The sequence below is a fragment of the Falsiruegeria mediterranea M17 genome, assembly GCF_900302455.1.
GTDB classification, from domain to species: domain Bacteria; phylum Pseudomonadota; class Alphaproteobacteria; order Rhodobacterales; family Rhodobacteraceae; genus Falsiruegeria; species Falsiruegeria mediterranea.
On the sequence record NZ_ONZG01000008.1, the window covers coordinates 25,692 to 41,455 of the forward strand.

General features: G+C 60.3%; 20 protein-coding genes and 1 tRNA gene. 11 read left to right on the forward strand and 10 right to left on the reverse strand.

Features of this window, described 5'->3' with window-relative positions; genetic code table 11:
- Positions 1 to 15 precede the first annotated feature (15 nt).
- The 5 genes from TRM7615_RS15545 (at position 16) to TRM7615_RS15565 (ending at position 3,875) form a co-directional block, all read left to right on the forward strand.
- Positions 16 to 1,137, forward strand: a complete 1,122-nt coding sequence (locus tag TRM7615_RS15545) for an SPOR domain-containing protein (protein WP_108789169.1) — start codon at positions 16 to 18, stop codon at positions 1,135 to 1,137.
- Positions 1,134 to 2,141, forward strand: a complete 1,008-nt coding sequence (nagZ, locus tag TRM7615_RS15550) for a beta-N-acetylhexosaminidase (protein ID WP_108789171.1) — start codon at positions 1,134 to 1,136, stop codon at positions 2,139 to 2,141. The genes TRM7615_RS15545 and nagZ overlap by 4 nt, the downstream gene beginning before the upstream one ends.
- A complete protein-coding gene (locus TRM7615_RS15555; RefSeq protein WP_108789173.1) occupies positions 2,131 to 2,922 on the forward strand; it encodes a segregation and condensation protein A in 792 nt (263 codons plus the stop codon). The genes nagZ and TRM7615_RS15555 overlap by 11 nt, the downstream gene beginning before the upstream one ends.
- Before the next feature lie 47 nt (positions 2,923 to 2,969).
- Complete coding sequence (gene scpB, locus TRM7615_RS15560) at positions 2,970 to 3,575, forward strand: SMC-Scp complex subunit ScpB (RefSeq protein ID WP_181892916.1); 606 nt, start codon at positions 2,970 to 2,972, stop codon at positions 3,573 to 3,575.
- A 69-nt stretch (positions 3,576 to 3,644) separates the two neighbouring features.
- Entirely contained in the window at positions 3,645 to 3,875 is a 231-nt protein-coding gene (locus tag TRM7615_RS15565) for a hypothetical protein (RefSeq protein WP_108789177.1), read from the forward strand.
- 160 nt (positions 3,876 to 4,035) lie between these two features.
- Here TRM7615_RS15565 and TRM7615_RS15570 read toward each other — a convergent pair whose 3' ends face one another.
- From TRM7615_RS15570 to TRM7615_RS15605, 8 genes are all read right to left on the reverse strand, one after another.
- On the reverse strand, positions 4,036 to 5,115 hold the full coding sequence (locus tag TRM7615_RS15570; RefSeq protein ID WP_108789179.1) for a 2'-deoxycytidine 5'-triphosphate deaminase: 1,080 nt from the start codon (positions 5,113 to 5,115) through the stop codon (positions 4,036 to 4,038).
- Between the two features lie 85 nt (positions 5,116 to 5,200).
- Positions 5,201 to 5,277 (reverse strand) — tRNA-Pro (locus TRM7615_RS15575).
- A 59-nt stretch (positions 5,278 to 5,336) separates the two neighbouring features.
- A complete protein-coding gene (locus TRM7615_RS15580) occupies positions 5,337 to 6,158 on the reverse strand; it encodes a MerR family transcriptional regulator (protein ID WP_108789181.1) in 822 nt (273 codons plus the stop codon).
- Positions 6,159 to 6,176: 18 nt separating this feature from the next.
- Positions 6,177 to 6,479: an integration host factor subunit alpha gene (ihfA, locus tag TRM7615_RS15585; protein WP_085796394.1), complete on the reverse strand. Its 303-nt coding sequence runs from the start codon at positions 6,477 to 6,479 to the stop codon at positions 6,177 to 6,179.
- Positions 6,480 to 6,601: 122 nt separating this feature from the next.
- Positions 6,602 to 7,573, reverse strand: a complete 972-nt coding sequence (locus TRM7615_RS15590; protein WP_108789183.1) for a beta-ketoacyl-ACP synthase III — start codon at positions 7,571 to 7,573, stop codon at positions 6,602 to 6,604.
- Positions 7,574 to 7,579: 6 nt separating this feature from the next.
- The gene (gene plsX, locus TRM7615_RS15595) at positions 7,580 to 8,695 is read right to left on the reverse strand and encodes a phosphate acyltransferase PlsX (RefSeq protein ID WP_108789185.1); all 1,116 of its coding nucleotides are present in this window, start codon (positions 8,693 to 8,695) and stop codon (positions 7,580 to 7,582) included.
- A gap of 27 nt (positions 8,696 to 8,722) precedes the next feature.
- On the reverse strand, positions 8,723 to 8,929 hold the full coding sequence (gene rpmF, locus TRM7615_RS15600) for a 50S ribosomal protein L32 (RefSeq protein ID WP_108789187.1): 207 nt from the start codon (positions 8,927 to 8,929) through the stop codon (positions 8,723 to 8,725).
- Between the two features lie 205 nt (positions 8,930 to 9,134).
- Entirely contained in the window at positions 9,135 to 9,671 is a 537-nt protein-coding gene (locus TRM7615_RS15605) for a YceD family protein (protein WP_108789189.1), read from the reverse strand.
- A gap of 84 nt (positions 9,672 to 9,755) precedes the next feature.
- Between TRM7615_RS15605 and TRM7615_RS15610 the strand changes: the two genes are divergently transcribed.
- From TRM7615_RS15610 to TRM7615_RS15630, 5 genes are all read left to right on the forward strand, one after another.
- Positions 9,756 to 10,226 carry an outer membrane protein assembly factor BamE gene (locus tag TRM7615_RS15610; RefSeq protein ID WP_108789191.1) on the forward strand — a complete coding sequence of 157 codons (471 nt, stop codon included), beginning with the start codon at positions 9,756 to 9,758 and terminating at the stop codon, positions 10,224 to 10,226.
- Between the two features lie 89 nt (positions 10,227 to 10,315).
- Positions 10,316 to 11,062: a GNAT family N-acetyltransferase gene (locus tag TRM7615_RS15615; protein ID WP_108789193.1), complete on the forward strand. Its 747-nt coding sequence runs from the start codon at positions 10,316 to 10,318 to the stop codon at positions 11,060 to 11,062.
- Positions 11,063 to 11,102: 40 nt separating this feature from the next.
- A complete protein-coding gene (locus TRM7615_RS15620) occupies positions 11,103 to 12,908 on the forward strand; it encodes an ABC-F family ATP-binding cassette domain-containing protein (protein ID WP_108789195.1) in 1,806 nt (601 codons plus the stop codon).
- Positions 12,905 to 13,330, forward strand: coding sequence for a GNAT family N-acetyltransferase (locus TRM7615_RS15625; RefSeq protein WP_108789197.1), 426 nt, complete (start codon positions 12,905 to 12,907; stop codon positions 13,328 to 13,330). Before TRM7615_RS15620 ends, TRM7615_RS15625 begins: the two co-directional genes overlap by 4 nt.
- The gene (locus TRM7615_RS15630; protein ID WP_108789199.1) at positions 13,331 to 13,870 is read left to right on the forward strand and encodes a chloramphenicol phosphotransferase CPT family protein; all 540 of its coding nucleotides are present in this window, start codon (positions 13,331 to 13,333) and stop codon (positions 13,868 to 13,870) included. It begins immediately after the preceding gene.
- A 2-nt stretch (positions 13,871 to 13,872) separates the two neighbouring features.
- Here the strand turns inward: TRM7615_RS15630 and TRM7615_RS15635 are convergent, their stop codons facing one another.
- On the reverse strand, positions 13,873 to 14,628 hold the full coding sequence (locus TRM7615_RS15635; protein WP_108789201.1) for a 3-hydroxyacyl-CoA dehydrogenase: 756 nt from the start codon (positions 14,626 to 14,628) through the stop codon (positions 13,873 to 13,875).
- Between the two features lie 53 nt (positions 14,629 to 14,681).
- Positions 14,682 to 15,548, reverse strand: coding sequence for a GNAT family N-acetyltransferase (locus tag TRM7615_RS15640; protein WP_108789203.1), 867 nt, complete (start codon positions 15,546 to 15,548; stop codon positions 14,682 to 14,684).
- A 38-nt stretch (positions 15,549 to 15,586) separates the two neighbouring features.
- Between TRM7615_RS15640 and TRM7615_RS25585 the strand changes: the two genes are divergently transcribed.
- Positions 15,587 to 15,724, forward strand: a complete 138-nt coding sequence (locus TRM7615_RS25585; protein WP_165821449.1) for a hypothetical protein — start codon at positions 15,587 to 15,589, stop codon at positions 15,722 to 15,724.
- The last annotated feature ends 40 nt before the right edge of the window (positions 15,725 to 15,764 follow it).

Sequence of the window (15,764 nt, forward strand, 5' to 3'; positions counted from 1 at the left end):
GGCAGTGAGGCGGACATGGCTAGTTTTGATTACTCGGGGCAGGTGCCCCCGCAACAGGTGAATTACACCTATCAGATGCCCCAATTGGAGGCGTCGGAGTATGTTGAGGACATCTATCCCGAACCCGAGGGTGAATCAGGGAAATTCGGCCAGATCGCCGCGTTGATGGGGGCGGTCGCCTCTGTGGCGTTGGTGGTCGGCGTGGGCATCTGGGGGTACAAACTGGTCAGCCGCGATGTAAGTGGCGTACCGGTTGTTCGTGCCATCGAAGGGCCGATGCGAGTACAACCTGCCAGCCCCGGCGGCACGCCTGCCGATCATCAGGGCCTGGCCGTCAATACCGTCGCAGCCCAAGGCACAGCCGCCCCGCCGCCAGACCGCCTGGTTCTGGCCCCCAAACCTGTCTCGCTTAGCGAAGATGACACCCCAATGGGCGATCTGGAGCCGACACCGGTCGCGCTGCAGGACCCAGGTCAGCCCGTTTCTCAGCCTGTTTCTCTGTCCGAAGAGGCTGTCACATCGTTCCAGAATGGCGCCGTTGATGCGCTGGTCGCTGAGCTGACCCAAGGGGTCGAGCCGCTGGTCGAAAGCAGCGATCCTGCACCGACCGAGGAGACGCAATTGGCCGCCATCGAGCAGCCCAACCCGGTCTCTCTGACCGATGTGATCGAAAATGATGTAGCCATTGATCCGGTCGATTTGGCCGCGTTGCAGCCTGATCCGGCCGTTGTGAATGCGCCGGGTCTACGTCAATCTCTGCGCCCGCAAGTGCGCCCGGCCCGCGCTGTGCCGTCTACAGCGACGGAAACCGCGACCCTGAATGCGGCCATCAATGCGGCCGTGGAAACCGCAGCCGGTCTGGATGTAGACCCCGAAAGCTTGCCGGTCGGCACCCGCCTGGCCCAGCTTGGCGCCTATGACACGCCCGAAGTGGCCCGTGCTGAGTGGGACCACCTGAATACCCGATTTGGCGACTACATGGACGGCAAGAAGCGCGTGATCCAAAAGGCCAGCAGCGGCGGACGCACCTTCTATCGCCTGCGCGCTATGGGGTTTGATGACCTGAGCGACGCACGCCGGTTCTGTTCGGCCCTGGTTGCGGACCGCGCCGACTGTATCCCGGTCACCACCCGATGAGGTTTGGCGCCTCGATCCTCGGGGCCGAGGGGCTGCGCCTCACGGACGAGGAGAAAGCCCTGTATCGCGCGGTGAACCCCTTTGGGTTCATCCTGTTTGCCCGAAACATCGACACTGCCGACCAAATCCGCGCGCTCTGTGATGAGTTGCGCGAAACGGTGGGTTACAACTGTCCGATCACCATTGATCAAGAGGGTGGACGCGTGCAGCGCCTGCGCCCGCCGTTGGCCCGCCAATGGTTGCCGCCGCTGGACCACGCACAGATCGCCGGAGGTCACGCCGTGCGGGCCATGTATCTGCGGTATCGTCTGATCGCGCATGAACTTTTTTCGATGGGCATCGACAGCAATTGCGCGCCGATGGTCGACATCGCGGTCGATGAAACTCACGAATTTCTGCGCAACCGCTGTTACGGCGAAACACCCGCTGACGTATCCAATTTGGGCCGCGCGGTTGCCGACGCGCATCTGGACGGGGGCGTTCTGCCCATCGTCAAACACATTCCTGGTCACGGTCGGGCGACGCTCGACAGCCACTATGATCTGCCGCGCGTGGATCAGGAACCTGAAGAGCTATTCGATACCGATTTTGAGCCGTTCCGTGTGCTCAACGATCTGCCTCTGGGTATGACAGCGCACCTCGTGTACGGCCGCATCGACCCGCAACCGGCCACGATCTCGAACCGCATGATGCAGCTGATCCGCGAAGACATCGGTTTTGATGGGCTGATCATGACTGATGACATCTCGATGCAGGCGCTTGAGGGGACGCTGGCCGAACGCGCGCGCGCCTCAATTGCCGCGGGCTGCGATGTGGTTCTGCATTGCAACGGTCCGTTGTCGGATCGCACTGAGGCGGCAGAGGCCGCCGGAGAGATGACGGATGCCGCGCAAATCCGCGCTGACCGCGCCCTGGCCGCGCGTCGAAAGCCCGATGAGCTTGACATAGAGGCCGCCGAGGCGGAACTATCTCAGCTCATGAACGGGCAGGTGTATGACGGATAACCTTTTCACCGAAGATCAGACATCGGTGGCCGAACGGCTTGCAGCCGAGGCGCTGATTGTCGACGTGGACGGGTTCGAAGGGCCCCTGGATGTGCTGCTGACACTGTCACGCACGCAAAAAGTAGACCTGCGCAAAATTTCCGTTCTGGAGCTGGCACGGCAGTACTTGGCCTTTGTGGAAAAGGCCAAGGAGTTGAGGATCGAACTGGCAGCGGATTACTTGGTGATGGCAGCTTGGCTGGCGTTCCTCAAATCCCGGCTGCTGCTGCCACCTGATCCCACCGAAGAGGGACCAACGGGAGAGGAGCTGGCGGCTCATCTGGCGTTTCAGCTGGAGCGACTGCAAGCCATGCGCGATGCGGCCGCCCGATTGATGGGGCAAGATCGACTCGGGCGCGACTTTTTTGCCCGCGGGCAGGGCGAGGATGTGACCCGAATTCGTACCGTGACCTATTCCGCGACCCTACTGGACTTGATGCAGGGCTACGCGCGCATCCGTACCCGGGATGAATTCCGCCCGTTTGTGATGGATCGCGACTCGGTCTTCACGATGGAGCAGGCGCTGGACCGGATGCGGGGTCTGATCGGATTTGCGGGCAGTTGGACGGATATGGTCAGCTACCTGCCCGAAGGTTGGGGCGCGGATCCGATGCGCCGACGCTCGGCCACGGCGGCAACCTTTGCGGCCTCGCTGGAGTTGGTCAAGGAAGGACACCTGGAGATCAAGCAATCGGACAGCTTTGCCCCGATCCACTTGCGGAAAAGGAAAGACCAAGCGTGACGGACAAGACCGAAGGCGAAATTGACAGCCTGTTCGAAGCCCCACCTATGGCCGAGCAGGAACGGATGGTCGAGGCGGTGCTGTTTGCCAGCGCCGAACCGGTGACCGTGCGAGATCTAGAGCACCGAATGCCGCATGGCTGCGATGCAGGGCAGGCGCTGGAGCATTTGCGAAACCGCTATGAAGGGCGCGGCGTCCGGGTTGTCCGCGTGGGCGAGGCTTGGGCCGTGCGCACCGCGCCGGATCTGGGCTTTTTGATGCAGAAAGAGACGGTCGAGACCCGCAAGCTCAGCCGGGCCGCGATCGAGACGCTGGCAATCATCGCCTATCATCAACCCTGCACCCGTGCCGAAATCGAAGAGATTCGTGGCGTGTCAGTGTCACGCGGTACGATCGACCAATTGATCGAGATGGAGTGGGTCCGCCTGGGGCGTCGCCGTATGACACCGGGCCGACCGGTGACCTTTGTCGTGACGCCTGTGTTTCTGGATCATTTCGGTTTGGAGAGCGCCCGCGACCTGCCTGGGCTCAAGGAATTGCGTGCTGCGGGTCTGCTCGAAAATCGTCCCCCGCCCGGGTCCATGCCGTTGGGTGAGGATAGAAACGAGGATGACGCTGATGATGGTCAGCCGGAGCTCTTCGAAGAAGAGTGATCGGTTCTGCATGGAAAATCGGCCGGATCCGTGTAGATTGAACGTGAGCAGACATCAAAGGCAAATGCCATGAACACGAACCAGATCATCAATATGATCATGCGAACGGTGATGCGTCGTTTGATCAATTCCGGCGTGAATGCCGGGTTCGATGCCGCCGCAAAGATCGGCAAACCCAAAGCACCCAAACAGGCGAAACCCGGCGGTGAGACCGAACTGACACCAGAACAGCAAGAACGCGAACGCATTCGCGCCATCCGTCAAGCCCGGCGCGCGGCGCGGAACAACTCGCAAGGATGAAGGCCACGTTAGGGTGTTCCGGGGGCGCTCCCGCCCGTCGTCATTGTTTCTGACGAAACATCTCCTCCCGTTGGGCCGGGCCTCGCTGCGCTCGGAGGTTGGTGTCTCTGGCCATTGGGGTCGCGTCTTGAGCTCCAATTTTTGCTTGGAAGTGAGGGTGTTATCCAGCGCTTTTGAAGTGCTTGGACAGTTTCAACCCCTGGCCCTGATAGTTCGACGCGATCCCTGCACCATAGAGCTGTGTGGGTAGCTCTGACATCCGTTCATAGACCAAACGTCCAACGACCTGACCGTGTTCCAGCACAAACGGTGCCTCATGGCAGCGGACTTCGAGCACGCCACGCGACCCGGTGCCACCGGCTGCAGCGTGCCCGAAGCCGGGGTCGAAGAACCCTGCGTAGTGCACCCGAAACTCACCAACCATCGCCAGATAGGGTGCCATTTCTGCGGCGTACTGCGGCGGGATATGCACCGCCTCGCGGCTGACCAGAATGTAGAACGCGCCGGGGTCCAGGATGATACGGCCGTCGCTGCTGCGCACCTCTTCCCAATATTCGGCCGGATCGTATTGACCAATCCGATCCAGGTCGATGACACCGGTATGAGGCTTGGCGCGGTAACCCACCAGATCGGTGTCTTGCAGGCGCAGGTCGACCGAAAAGCCCAACCCGTCCTGAATCACAGCCTCGCCATCCACCAGTGGTGTGTCTGCGTGCAGCGCGGTCAGCTCGGCGTCCGACAACACGGCCTGACCCTGGCGGAACCTGATCTGATTGAGACGCATGCCGGGGCGCACCAGCACAGAAAAGGAGCGGGGGCAGATTTCGGCATAGAGCGGCCCTGTATAGCCTGCTGGCACCCGGTCGAACTCGGTCCCGCCATCGGTGATGGTCCGCGTCAGCAGGTCCAATCGTCCGGTTGAGCTTTTGGCATTTGCCACAGCGCTCATGTCATTTGGTAGGGCCAGAGATTCGAGCAGCGGCACCAGATAGACGCAGCCCTTTTCCAGAACCGCGCCTTGGGTCAAATCAATGCGGTGCATCTCAAACTCACGCAGGCGGTCCGCGACGGTGTTGCCGTCACCGGCCAGGAATGAGGCGCGCACGCGGTAAGCCACTGTACCCAAACGCAGATCCAGGCTTGCGGGTTGGATCTGTTCAGGCAGAACGGCAACCTCGGCACCGATGGCACCACTCGCAATCATGGTTTCGATTTGCTGATTTGGACACACGCCTGTCATCCGGCCTCTCCCCCTTGGCAGAGGCCCCGGCACCCGGTCCGGCTCCCCATTCGGGGTCGCCTCAGATTGTATCGTCGGTGTGATTTGGTCGGGCTAGCAGGACTCGAACCTGCGACCTTCCGTCCCCCAGACGGACGCGCTACCAGGCTGCGCCATAGCCCGACGATGTGAGCTTCATAATGGTTTTCACGGCAGGGGCAAGAGGAAAACATTGCCTTTTTTCATCCAGCCGAAATTGCCTCTTGCCGCTCGATCCAGGCGCGCAACTCAATCGCCAGGGGCTTGAGCTCACCTGCTTGTTGGGGCGTCAGTGTTTCGAGAGCTACAAGATTGGAAAGCAGACCTGGGTCGGCCTCAATCGCGTCATCAGCGGGAACGTTAGCCACCTGAACGATGAGGGGCCTGGGCTGAGGAGCAGGAGAGGGCACTGCAAGGTCATCGACCGATTCTTCGATCGCCGGGATTGCAGATTCGGCTTCGACCACCTCCTCGGCCGGTGCAGGCTCTGATGTCGCATCGACCACCGGGTCGATTTCAAGCGAAGCCTGCTTAGGCTCTGCTGCGGGTTCAGACGGCAATTCGGTCTTGATTCGGGACGGTTTGGTCAGGAACGAAGGCAGCTCTTGTTCCAGAGGCTCGACCGCGGTGTCCGGGGCAGGAAGGTCCATGCCCATCTGACCGTTTGTCGCCTCCTCTGGCACGCCTCTGGCGTGCAGTTGCACAACGGTGTCGTCTGCAACCTGGATCGGTTCGGGCGCGGCGGTCTCGTCCAAGCCTTGCGACAGCTCGGACACATGGCCCACGCCCTGTTCACGCAAGATCTTCTGGACGCCCTTGATGGTCAGCCCGTCATCATGGAGCAGCCGTTTGATGCCACCAAGCAGCAGCATGTCGGCTGGGCGATAATACCTGCGCCCGCCTGCACGTTTGACAGGTTTGACCTGGGTGAACTTGCTTTCCCAAAATCGCAACACATGGGCCTGAATCCCCAGCCACTCCGCAACTTCGCTGATGGTGCGAAAGGCATCAGGTGATTTGCTCATGTGTACGAATTCCTAAAGCTATTTTCGATTTCCGGCCGCGACCCGGTCTTTCATCAAATGCGAAGGCCGAAAGGTCAGAACGCGGCGGGGCTGAATTGGCACCTCTTCGCCCGTTTTCGGGTTCCGACCGATGCGGGCCGATTTGTCCCGTACGCTAAAGGTACCGAATGAAGAAATCTTTACCTGTTCGCCACGGACCAGAGCGTCCGACATATGTTCGAGCATGCTCTCGACCAGTTGTGCGCTTTCGTTGCGCGACAGGCCAACTTCGCGGAAAACCGCTTCGCTCAGATCCATCCGTGTGAGAGTTTTTTCACCCATACCATCCCCCATGTTCTTGCCAGAGCATAGGGGGTCGGGAATTTCCCTGTCAATATCAATGAATTGCGTCGGGCGCTTTGCGCTGCATCGCGCCACGTTTCCGCAAGGTCATCTGTGCTGGATCACCAGCGCAGAACAACCGCGCCCCAGGCCAGACCGCCGCCGATGGCTTCGGTAACAATCAGATCGCCGGATTTGATCTGACCGCGCGATTTGCCAACCGACAAGGCAAGCGGGATCGAAGCAGCCGACGTGTTGCCGTGGTCCTGAACCGTGACGACCACCTTGTCCATGGGCAGGCCCATCTTCTTGGCGGTGCCCTGGATGATGCGAATATTGGCCTGATGCGGTACGATCCAATCGACGTCGGTGCTGTTCAGGCCTGCCTTATCCAATGCCGATTCGGCAGTTTTGGCCAGTTTTTCAACGGCATGCCGGAATACTTGATTGCCTTGCATCCGCAGGTGACCGGTGGTGTGGGTCGAAACACCACCGTCGACGTAGAGCAGATCTTTGTAGCGCCCGTCAGAATTCAGGTCGACTGACAGGATACCGCGATCTTCGTTGGTACCGGGGCTGTCTTGCTTTTCCAACACCAGCGCACCGGCGCCGTCGCCAAACAGGACACAGGTCGAACGATCGGTCCAATCCATGATGCGAGAAAAGGTTTCGGCCCCGATGACAAGCACCCGATCCGCCTGACCGGACACGATCAACGCGTTGGCGTTGCTGAGCGCATAGACAAAGCCCGCGCAAACCGCTTGGACGTCAAAGGCAAAACCACGGGTCATGCCAAGCGCTGACTGCACCATGGTGGCCGCAGAAGGGAAGGTCAGGTCAGCCGTCGATGTGGCCACCACGATGGCGTCGATGTCGTCGGCCTCAAGCCCTGCGTCGGCCAAAGCCGCGCGGGCCGCGTTGGCCGCCAATTGCGACGTGGTCTCGCCTTCGGCTGCGAAATGCCGCCGCTCGATGCCGGAACGGGCGCGAATCCATTCATCGGACGTATCTAGGGTCGCCTCGAACTCGGAATTGGGAACGATGCGTTCGGGCAAATAGTGCCCGACTCCTGTGACGACTGCACGGCCTGTCATGGGTTGTTATTGCCCTTCTTGTCCTTTTGCGTCTGCTGACGCTGGGTGAGCTTCATCTTGGGTAAGCTCGACGGTGGATGCAACCCGTGCAGCCAGTTTTTCGGCGAATCCCGATTGCGCCAGCGTAAACGCCAGCTTGACGGCAGAGGACACGCCGGTGGCGTCCGCGCTGCCGTGGGATTTCACCACAGTTCCGTTGAGGCCCAAAAAGACCCCTCCATTGACCCGGCGCGGATCAATACGTTTTTTCAAGCGGTTGAGCGAAGTAATAGCCAGTACCGAAGCCAGGCGTGACAGAGGTGAATACTTGAATGCTTGGCGCAGCAGTTGTCCGATCAGGCTGGCGGTGCCTTCGCCTGTCTTGATCGCAACATTTCCGGTGAAACCGTCAGTCACGATGACGTCAGCCTTGTCGCCGGGAATGTCTCCGCCTTCGACAAAGCCCACGAATTCGAAATTTGCCGCTTCGGCAAACTCCGAGATCATGGCGTGCGCCTCTTTCAACTCGGGTCGCCCCTTGTGCTCTTCGGTGCCCACATTCAGCAGGCCGATGCGCGGGCGCATCAACTCCAGCCCATTGCGGGCGTAAGACGCACCCATCAGCGCATATTGCAATAAATCCTTGGCGTCGGCCCGAATATCCGCGCCCACATCCAGCATCACATTGAACCCCTGCGGGTTGGTCGAAGGCCACAAAACCGCGATGGCAGGACGGTTCACGCCTGGCAGCTTGCGCAGACGCATCATGCTCAACGCCATCAGGGCGCCCGTGTTGCCACAAGAGACCGCGCCGGCGGCTTCGCCGCTGCGCACCGATTCCAGCGTCGACCACATCGAGGTGCCCTTGCCATGGCGTACAACCTGACTCGGCTTGTCCTCCATTGTGACAACGTCCTGAGAATCGCGAAAAGCGACGCGTCCATCTAGGATGCGTCGCTTGGCGACCAATGGGCGCAATGTGTCCTCGGGGCCGTGCAGGATGAACCCGATGTCAGGGTTCTTGTCTGCAGACTGTGCAATACCTGCCACCACGACCGACGGACCGGCGTCTCCGCCCATTGCGTCAACCGAGATAATGATGCGCCCGGCGGGAGTGCCGATCTGATCGGGCTGAGCAGTCATTAATGCGTGGCCTGTACCTGCAAGGACTTAGGCTGCGTCGTCTTCCAGATCGATCTCGTCGGCCTGTGCAACGACTTCACGGTCGTCGTAGTGGCCGCACGATGCGCAAACGTGGTGGGGGCGTTTCAGCTCACCACAGTTGGGGCATTCGTTCGGGTTAGCAGCAACCAGCGCATCGTGCGCACGACGGTTGTTGCGGCGCGACTTGGATACTTTGTTCTGTTGGACAGCCATTGTCTCAACCTTTGTCTCAGAGGGCCTGGGAAACACTTCCTTGGGCCGAGTTTCAGTGTTCGTTCTCTTGGTGTGACGCGCGTTTAGGCCTGAGCCGCGGCAATGTCCAACCGTAAATCCGATGAGCGCGCGAAAATACTGCGATTCTCGATTTGCGCAAGGGTGTTTTTCTGCAGGCCTGCTATGACAGCTTTCACAGGCCCTGTCATTCCTCTTTTTTCAGCTTATCGCGCAAATCTGCAAGACCCGCAAAGGGTTTGACGTCCTCGTCGGTGAGCGCCGCCTTGCCGGGTTCGGTGACATTCAACTGCCCCAACTCGGCCCCATCCGCGCGTGGATATTCAGGTAGACTTAGCGCCAGAGCCTCGACCATCATTGCAAAGACGTCGATTTCCGTGCCCAATTGATCGGCTTCGTCATCTTCGGCCATTTCGACCTCGGCCTCTTCGGGGGCGTCCCATTCGGCCAGAAGAATACGCCGCACGAGCGTGTCCAGACGCGTGGTCACAGGCTCTAGCGTGACGACACAAGGTTGCACGACAGTGGCGCCCAGATCCGCGCGAATTTCCCAGTCTTTCTTGCCGCTGGCGGTGATCTTGCCTGCAAAGCTGAGTTTGCGCAGCCCCAGCAGCCCCAGCTGGTCCTGGATCTGGCGCAGGGTGTCGGCGTCAGGGCGCACAGCAAAAGAAGTTGGGGCGTTCTGCGGCAGATCCGCGACCCGCCACACGGTTTTGTCGGTCATGAAACAACTTTCGTTGGTTGAACCAGAGGCTCGGTTTCTATAATCGGGATAAAAGGCGCACTTAGCCAAGGCAAGAGGGCAGATATGTTCAAGACCGCAGACCTGCTGAAACCGGCGTACCGTATTGCAATTCTGGGTGCAACGGTGGGGGTCCTGACAGCCTGTACCTCGATTTATCGCAACCATGGCTATGTTCCATCCGAAGAGGATCTGGCGCAGGTGCAGGTTGGCGTCGACACCCGCGACAGCGTGATTCAGGCCGTAGGGGCTCCGAGTTCTGCGGGCATTCTTGAAGAGAGCGGCTACTATTATGTCTCGACCCGGATGCGCCACTATGGCCCTCGCAAGCCGGAAGTGGTTTCGCGCCAGTTGGTCGCGATCAGCTTTGATCAACGCGGCGTGGTGCGCAACATCGAACGGTTCAGCCTGGCTGATGGCCGCGTGGTTCCACTGGAACGCCGCGTGACGGATTCGAGCATCGAGGACAAGACATTCCTGCGTCAGCTGCTTGGCAACCTGGGCAACTTCAACCCGGGCTCGGTCCTGAACCAGTAACCCCAAAGGTCGTCACCACGGTGTCACATCTTGTATGCTAGGCGAGGCTTGGCTACGGTTTTGACGTGATCGTGCGGAGGAACGGGATCTTGGCATCTGGGACACTTCTGAGCGGAGGTCGGTACCGCGCCCGTGTTGGCCATGGGGCTGACGATGTTCTGGCGGCACAACGGCTGCGCACAGGGGCCTTTGGTACGGATGCGCTGGACCGGGACGATTTCGACGACATTTGTGCGCACATCCTGATCGAGGATACCGAAACAGGCCAGTTGGTGTGTTGCTTCCGTATGCTCACCATGGCGGGCGGGCATGAGGTTGCCCGCAGCTATTCTGCCCAATTCTATGACCTCTCTGCGCTTGGCGGCTTTCAGGGCCGTATGGTTGAAATGGGGCGGTTTTGCATCGACCCCACACTCAACGATCCCGATATCCTGCGTGTGGCCTGGGGTGCGATGACAACCTTTGTCGATGACAACGGAATCGAGATGCTGTTTGGCTGCTCGTCCTTTGCAGGCACCGCGACAGAGGAGTATCTGGACGCCTTTGCGATGCTCAAGCACCGCCACCTGGCCCCCAAACGCTGGTTGCCACGGGTCAAGGCGCCCAACGTGTTCCGCTATGCCGCCCGGCTGCGGCGCAAGCCGGACGCCAAAAAGGCGATGCTTCGGATGCCACCCTTGCTGCGCACTTATCTTATGATGGGCGGCTGGGTCAGCGATCATGCGGTTGTCGACAATCAGATGAACACGCTGCACGTCTTTACCGGGGTTGAAATCCAGGCGATTCCACCAGCCCGCAAGAAACTGCTGCGCGGTGTAGCGGGCAGCGCCACCTGATCTTGTTGCAACGGGCCTTCTGCTGACATAGTCAGCAGTCATGTCTACGATACCTCTTTTGCAGATGTCCGGAATTTCGCTGACTTTCGGCGGCAACCCGGTGTTTTCCGAACTCGATCTGGTTGTTCAGCCGGGCGACCGCGTGGCTCTTGTGGGCCGCAACGGCTCGGGCAAATCCACCCTGATGAAGGTCATGGCCAGCTTGGTGGAACCGGATGAGGGCACCATCGTTGTGCCGCCCGGTAAATCCGTCGGTTACATGGAGCAGGACCCCACGATGGAGGGGTTTGCCACCTTGGGTGACTACGCCACCAGCGCACTGGAACCGGGTGAACTTTATAAGGTGGAACGCGCGGGTGAAGGGCTGAAATTCGACCCCGCACGCGCGGTCGAAACGGCCTCGGGTGGCGAACGCCGCCGTGCGGCCCTGGCCAAGCTGATGGCCGAAGCGCCCGATCTGATGCTGCTGGACGAACCCACCAACCATCTGGACATCGAAGCGATCGCCTGGCTCGAGCGCGAAATGGGCGCGACGCGGGCGGGCTATGTCCTGATCTCGCACGACCGCGCGTTCCTGCGAGCGCTGACCCGCGCGACTCTGTGGATTGATCGGGGACAGGTACGGCGGCAGGAGAAAGGGTTCGAAGCCTTCGAGGCCTGGCGCGATCAGGTCTGGGAAGAAGAGGACATGCAGCGCCACAAGCTGAACCGCCTGATCAAATCCGAGGCCCGTTGGGCCGTCGAGGGCATCAGTGCACGCCGCAAACGCAACCAGGGTCGGGTGCGGGCCTTACAAAATCTGCGCGCAGAACGAGCCAGTCAGATCAAAAGGCAGGGTACTGCGGATTTTGCGCTGGATTCAGGCCCCAAATCGGGTCGCAAGGTGATCGAGGTTGAGGGCATCGCCAAATCTTATGGCGAAAAGCAGATCGCACGCGACTTTGACCTCAAGGTGCAGCGTGGCGACCGGATCGCATTTGTTGGTCCTAACGGCGTCGGCAAGACCACGTTGCTCAAGGTTTTGTTGGGGCAGGAACCCCCCGACGAAGGCACGGTCAAGCAGGGCACCAACCTGGAGATTGCGGTCTTTGATCAGGCCCGCGCGCAGCTCGACCCGGACATGAGCCTGTGGGACAGCCTGACGGGCGATCCGGACATGCGGGTGTCGGGCAAGGCCGATCAGGTCATGGTGCGTGGTACGCCGAAACACGTTGTGGGCTATCTCAAGGACTTTTTGTTCGACGAACGTCAGGCCCGCGCGCCTGTTCGGTCATTGTCGGGCGGTGAAAAGGCACGGCTTCTGCTGGCCAAGCTGATGGCTCAAAGCTCGAACCTGTTGGTGCTTGATGAACCGACGAACGACCTGGACGTCGAAACGCTCGACCTGCTGCAAGAGTTGCTAGATGACTATGACGGGACCGTCCTGTTGGTCAGCCACGATCGTGATTTTCTGGACCGCGTTGCGACAACCACAATCGCGATGGAGGGCAATGGCCGTGCCACCGTGTATGCAGGTGGCTGGAGTGATTATATCGCACAACGTGGTCCATTGGAGGGCGAAAAACCTGCAAAGTCAAAAGCTAACAAGCCGAAGACCAAGCAAGAGGCCAAGCCGAAATCGGGCCTGTCCTACACCGAAAAACACCGCCTTGAAAAACTGCCTGCCGAGATCGAGCGCCTGGAGGCCGAGATCGCCAAGCTCGAAGAGCTGATGGCTGATCCTGAGCTGTTCACCCGCGAACCGGTCAAGTTCCAAAAAGCGACCGATGCTTTGGTGCAGCGGCAGGAAAAGCTCGCCGCCGCCGAAGAGGAATGGCTGGAACTGGAAGAAAAGGCCGAAACATGACGCAACCGACCCGACTGGCCACACAAGACGACGCCCCGGCGTGCGCCGAGATCGTGAACAGTTGGATCGACGCAACGCCCTGGATCGAGCGGTTTCACAGTGCTCAAGCCATCGAGGATATGATCCACGCTGGCATCCCATTGCGCGAGTTCTGGGTCGCGGGCGATCCGGTCGCGGGCTATCTGTCCTTCAACGTGGAGGAGGGCTGCGTCATGGGGCTCTATACCGCTGCGCCCGGATCGGGCGTTGGCAAGGCGCTGTTGGATCAGGTGAAACAGGGGCGGGACCGCGTGACGCTCTGGTCGCATTTGCCCAACACCGGAGCGCATCGGTTTTATCGGCGCGAAGGGTTCGCGCCGACCGGCGCTCGGCGGGATGGGGACGACGGGTTGGTCGAGATCGAATTAGCCTGGGAGCGGTAAGTGGCGCAGGTCATCCTTTTGAACGGTCCTTCCAGCAGCGGCAAATCCACCTTGGCGCGGGCTGTGCAAGCAAAAGCTGACCCGCCGTTCTGGCACATCTCGCTCGATCATCTGCGCGACGGTGGCATCCTGCCAATGGATCGGTTCCGGTCAGGTGATCTGGATTGGAAAGCGCATCGGGCCCGCGTGTTCGACGGGCTGCATGCAATGGCCTCTGCCGCAGCAGATGCAGATAACAATCTGATTTTCTATCATATTTTGGAAGAGCAAGTGTGGATCGACACGCTTAAGACCAGCCTTGCGGGGCATGATGTGCTCTTTGTTGGCGTTTACTGCGATCTGGATGTGCTCAATACGCGTGAGCGCGAGCGGGGAGACCGTCCGATTGGCAGCGCGGCGCTGGATCATGCATTGATCCATGTCGGTCGAACCTATGACATCAAGGTGGACGGGACGGCTCCAGTTCAAACGAATGTCGATGCCATCCTGAAGGGCTTGAACGGTGGGCGGCGCGTATCCGAGCTTCACACCGCCCGCTGACATCACCGCATCCGCAGCGCGCCGTCCAGGCGGATCACTTCGCCGTTCAGATAACCCATCTCGACCATGAACCCGGCCAGACGCCCGTATTCCGCCGGATCGCCCAGGCGGGCAGGGTTCGGCACATCTGCGGCAAGCGATGCCTGAATCTCTTCGGGCAGACCTGCCAGCATCGGCGTCATGAATATGCCCGGCGCGATGGTGTTCACGCGAATGCCGGTCGAGGCCAGATCGCGGGCCATCGGCAGGGTCATGCCCACGACACCCCCTTTGGAGGCGGAATAGGCAGCTTGGCCCTTTTGGCCGTCAAACGCGGCGATCGAGGCGGTGTTGATGATCACGCCGCGCGCGCCATCGGGCTCCGGTTCGTTCCGGCCCATTTCCATCGCGGCCAGACGCGCGACGTTGAATGTGCCCACCAGGTTGATGTCGATGGTGCGCTGAAAGGCATCCAATGGGTGTGGGCCATCCTTGCCGACTGTCTTGATGCCGTAGGCAATGCCGGCGCAGTTCACACAGGCGGTGATCTTGCCCATCTTGTCCATCGCATGTGCGATGGCTGCTGCCACGGATTCTTCGTCGGTGACGTCAGTTGCGGCGAAATAGCCACCAATCTCTTCGGCGACCTTGGGGCCGCGTTCGGCGTCGCGGTCCAGGATGGTGACCAGCGCGCCCTTGCTGGCAAAGTGGCGGGCGGTGGCTTCGCCCAGGCCCGAAGCGCCGCCAGTTACTACTGCGGCCGTAGTGGACAGTTCCATTTTGGGTTCCTCTCCCCGTGATATGAACATGTGTTCAAATAATCACGCGGATGTCAGCCTGTCCAGCCATCACGCATCAGCTTGGCGTCCCACGCGGCGAGGGGACGCAGCGTTTTGCCCAGTGGCGGCCACCATATCCAGGTCCCGCCAAGTTTGCGGGGTTTGGCCCCGGTGCCCAGTTTGAACCGCACCAGCCCCGGCGCGTCCTCGGTCGAGATCAGGCCCAGGTCAAACCGCTGCGCACCTTTGCGCGCAGCCCAGGTCATCGCCGTCCACAAGAGCAGGTTCTGCGCCGAATGGTGTCGCCCGCGCGCCGTCGTATGGGACACGTGATAGGTGACCACCGGGCCGTGCCGCAGCAGCAGAAGCCCCGCAATCGGGGTCTTGTCGGCGAAGGCCGTGAACAGCTTGGCCTTGCCAGGGTTCGTTTCGGCAAACGCACAGGTCAGCGCAACAGGCCAATTGCGATAGCGACGCTGACGTTGCCGGGTGGCATCTTCGCGCAGCAGCCAGTGGTCCTGCTCGATGAGCATGTTCTGGCGGGTCACTCGCAGATTTTGCTGTTCCGCTTGCTTCAACCGATTGCGCCATTTCTGATGCAAGCCTGCGCGCAGATCGCCCGTCAGGTCCAATTCGGCGCAGGTCGCGGGGCTGACAATGGGCAATGCCCCGATCTGCGATAGATCTGGACCCGAGTAGTCTGGGTTCAACAAGATCGGTAGGTGTACACCCGCCAGCTGCGTCGGCAAGTCCTGGACAGCTGTCTGAAACCGCGACAACATCAAACACGGGCCACGCTTCAGAGCCAGTGTCCCATCGTCTAGCCGCAGCGGAGACCTGCCAAACCGCGTGAGCACTGCGGCGAACTCTGGGCTTTGTTGCAATGCGGGCAGGGGGGCAGAGACAGCGAAATCGAACATGGCCCCGATTAACGCATCAGAAACCTAAATCGCGGTTAATGACCTACATGATACGCGTGTATGGCAAATCGGCCCCCAGTCCCCGAATGACCAAGGTTGCAGCCCTGTTGTTGGCGATCGGACTGTCGGTACCTGTCTTTGTGGTGCTGAGCCTGATCGATTGGCTTTGGCTTTAACCAAAGAAAAACCGCCGCCCGTGAAAGAGCGGCGGTTTTG

Bases quoted from the DNA above. Each gene is read 5' to 3' on its own strand.
- TRM7615_RS25585 (WP_165821449.1), top strand. From the start codon at position 15,587: ATGACCTACATGATACGCGTGTATGGCAAATCGGCCCCCAGTCCCCGA.
- ihfA (WP_085796394.1), bottom strand. From the start codon at position 6,479: ATGGGTGAAAAAACTCTCACACGGATGGATCTGAGCGAAGCGGTTTTC.
- nagZ (WP_108789171.1), top strand. From the start codon at position 1,134: ATGAGGTTTGGCGCCTCGATCCTCGGGGCCGAGGGGCTGCGCCTCACG.
- scpB (WP_181892916.1), top strand. From the start codon at position 2,970: ATGGCCGAGCAGGAACGGATGGTCGAGGCGGTGCTGTTTGCCAGCGCC.
- TRM7615_RS15580 (WP_108789181.1), bottom strand. From the start codon at position 6,158: ATGAGCAAATCACCTGATGCCTTTCGCACCATCAGCGAAGTTGCGGAG.
- rpmF (WP_108789187.1), bottom strand. From the start codon at position 8,929: ATGGCTGTCCAACAGAACAAAGTATCCAAGTCGCGCCGCAACAACCGT.
- plsX (WP_108789185.1), bottom strand. From the start codon at position 8,695: ATGACTGCTCAGCCCGATCAGATCGGCACTCCCGCCGGGCGCATCATT.
- TRM7615_RS15640 (WP_108789203.1), bottom strand. From the start codon at position 15,548: ATGTTCGATTTCGCTGTCTCTGCCCCCCTGCCCGCATTGCAACAAAGC.
- TRM7615_RS15545 (WP_108789169.1), top strand. From the start codon at position 16: ATGGCTAGTTTTGATTACTCGGGGCAGGTGCCCCCGCAACAGGTGAAT.
- TRM7615_RS15635 (WP_108789201.1), bottom strand. From the start codon at position 14,628: ATGGAACTGTCCACTACGGCCGCAGTAGTAACTGGCGGCGCTTCGGGC.
- TRM7615_RS15610 (WP_108789191.1), top strand. From the start codon at position 9,756: ATGTTCAAGACCGCAGACCTGCTGAAACCGGCGTACCGTATTGCAATT.
- TRM7615_RS15570 (WP_108789179.1), bottom strand. From the start codon at position 5,115: ATGACAGGCGTGTGTCCAAATCAGCAAATCGAAACCATGATTGCGAGT.
- TRM7615_RS15565 (WP_108789177.1), top strand. From the start codon at position 3,645: ATGAACACGAACCAGATCATCAATATGATCATGCGAACGGTGATGCGT.
- TRM7615_RS15620 (WP_108789195.1), top strand. From the start codon at position 11,103: ATGTCTACGATACCTCTTTTGCAGATGTCCGGAATTTCGCTGACTTTC.
- TRM7615_RS15555 (WP_108789173.1), top strand. From the start codon at position 2,131: ATGACGGATAACCTTTTCACCGAAGATCAGACATCGGTGGCCGAACGG.
- TRM7615_RS15590 (WP_108789183.1), bottom strand. From the start codon at position 7,573: ATGACAGGCCGTGCAGTCGTCACAGGAGTCGGGCACTATTTGCCCGAA.
- TRM7615_RS15625 (WP_108789197.1), top strand. From the start codon at position 12,905: ATGACGCAACCGACCCGACTGGCCACACAAGACGACGCCCCGGCGTGC.
- TRM7615_RS15605 (WP_108789189.1), bottom strand. From the start codon at position 9,671: ATGACCGACAAAACCGTGTGGCGGGTCGCGGATCTGCCGCAGAACGCC.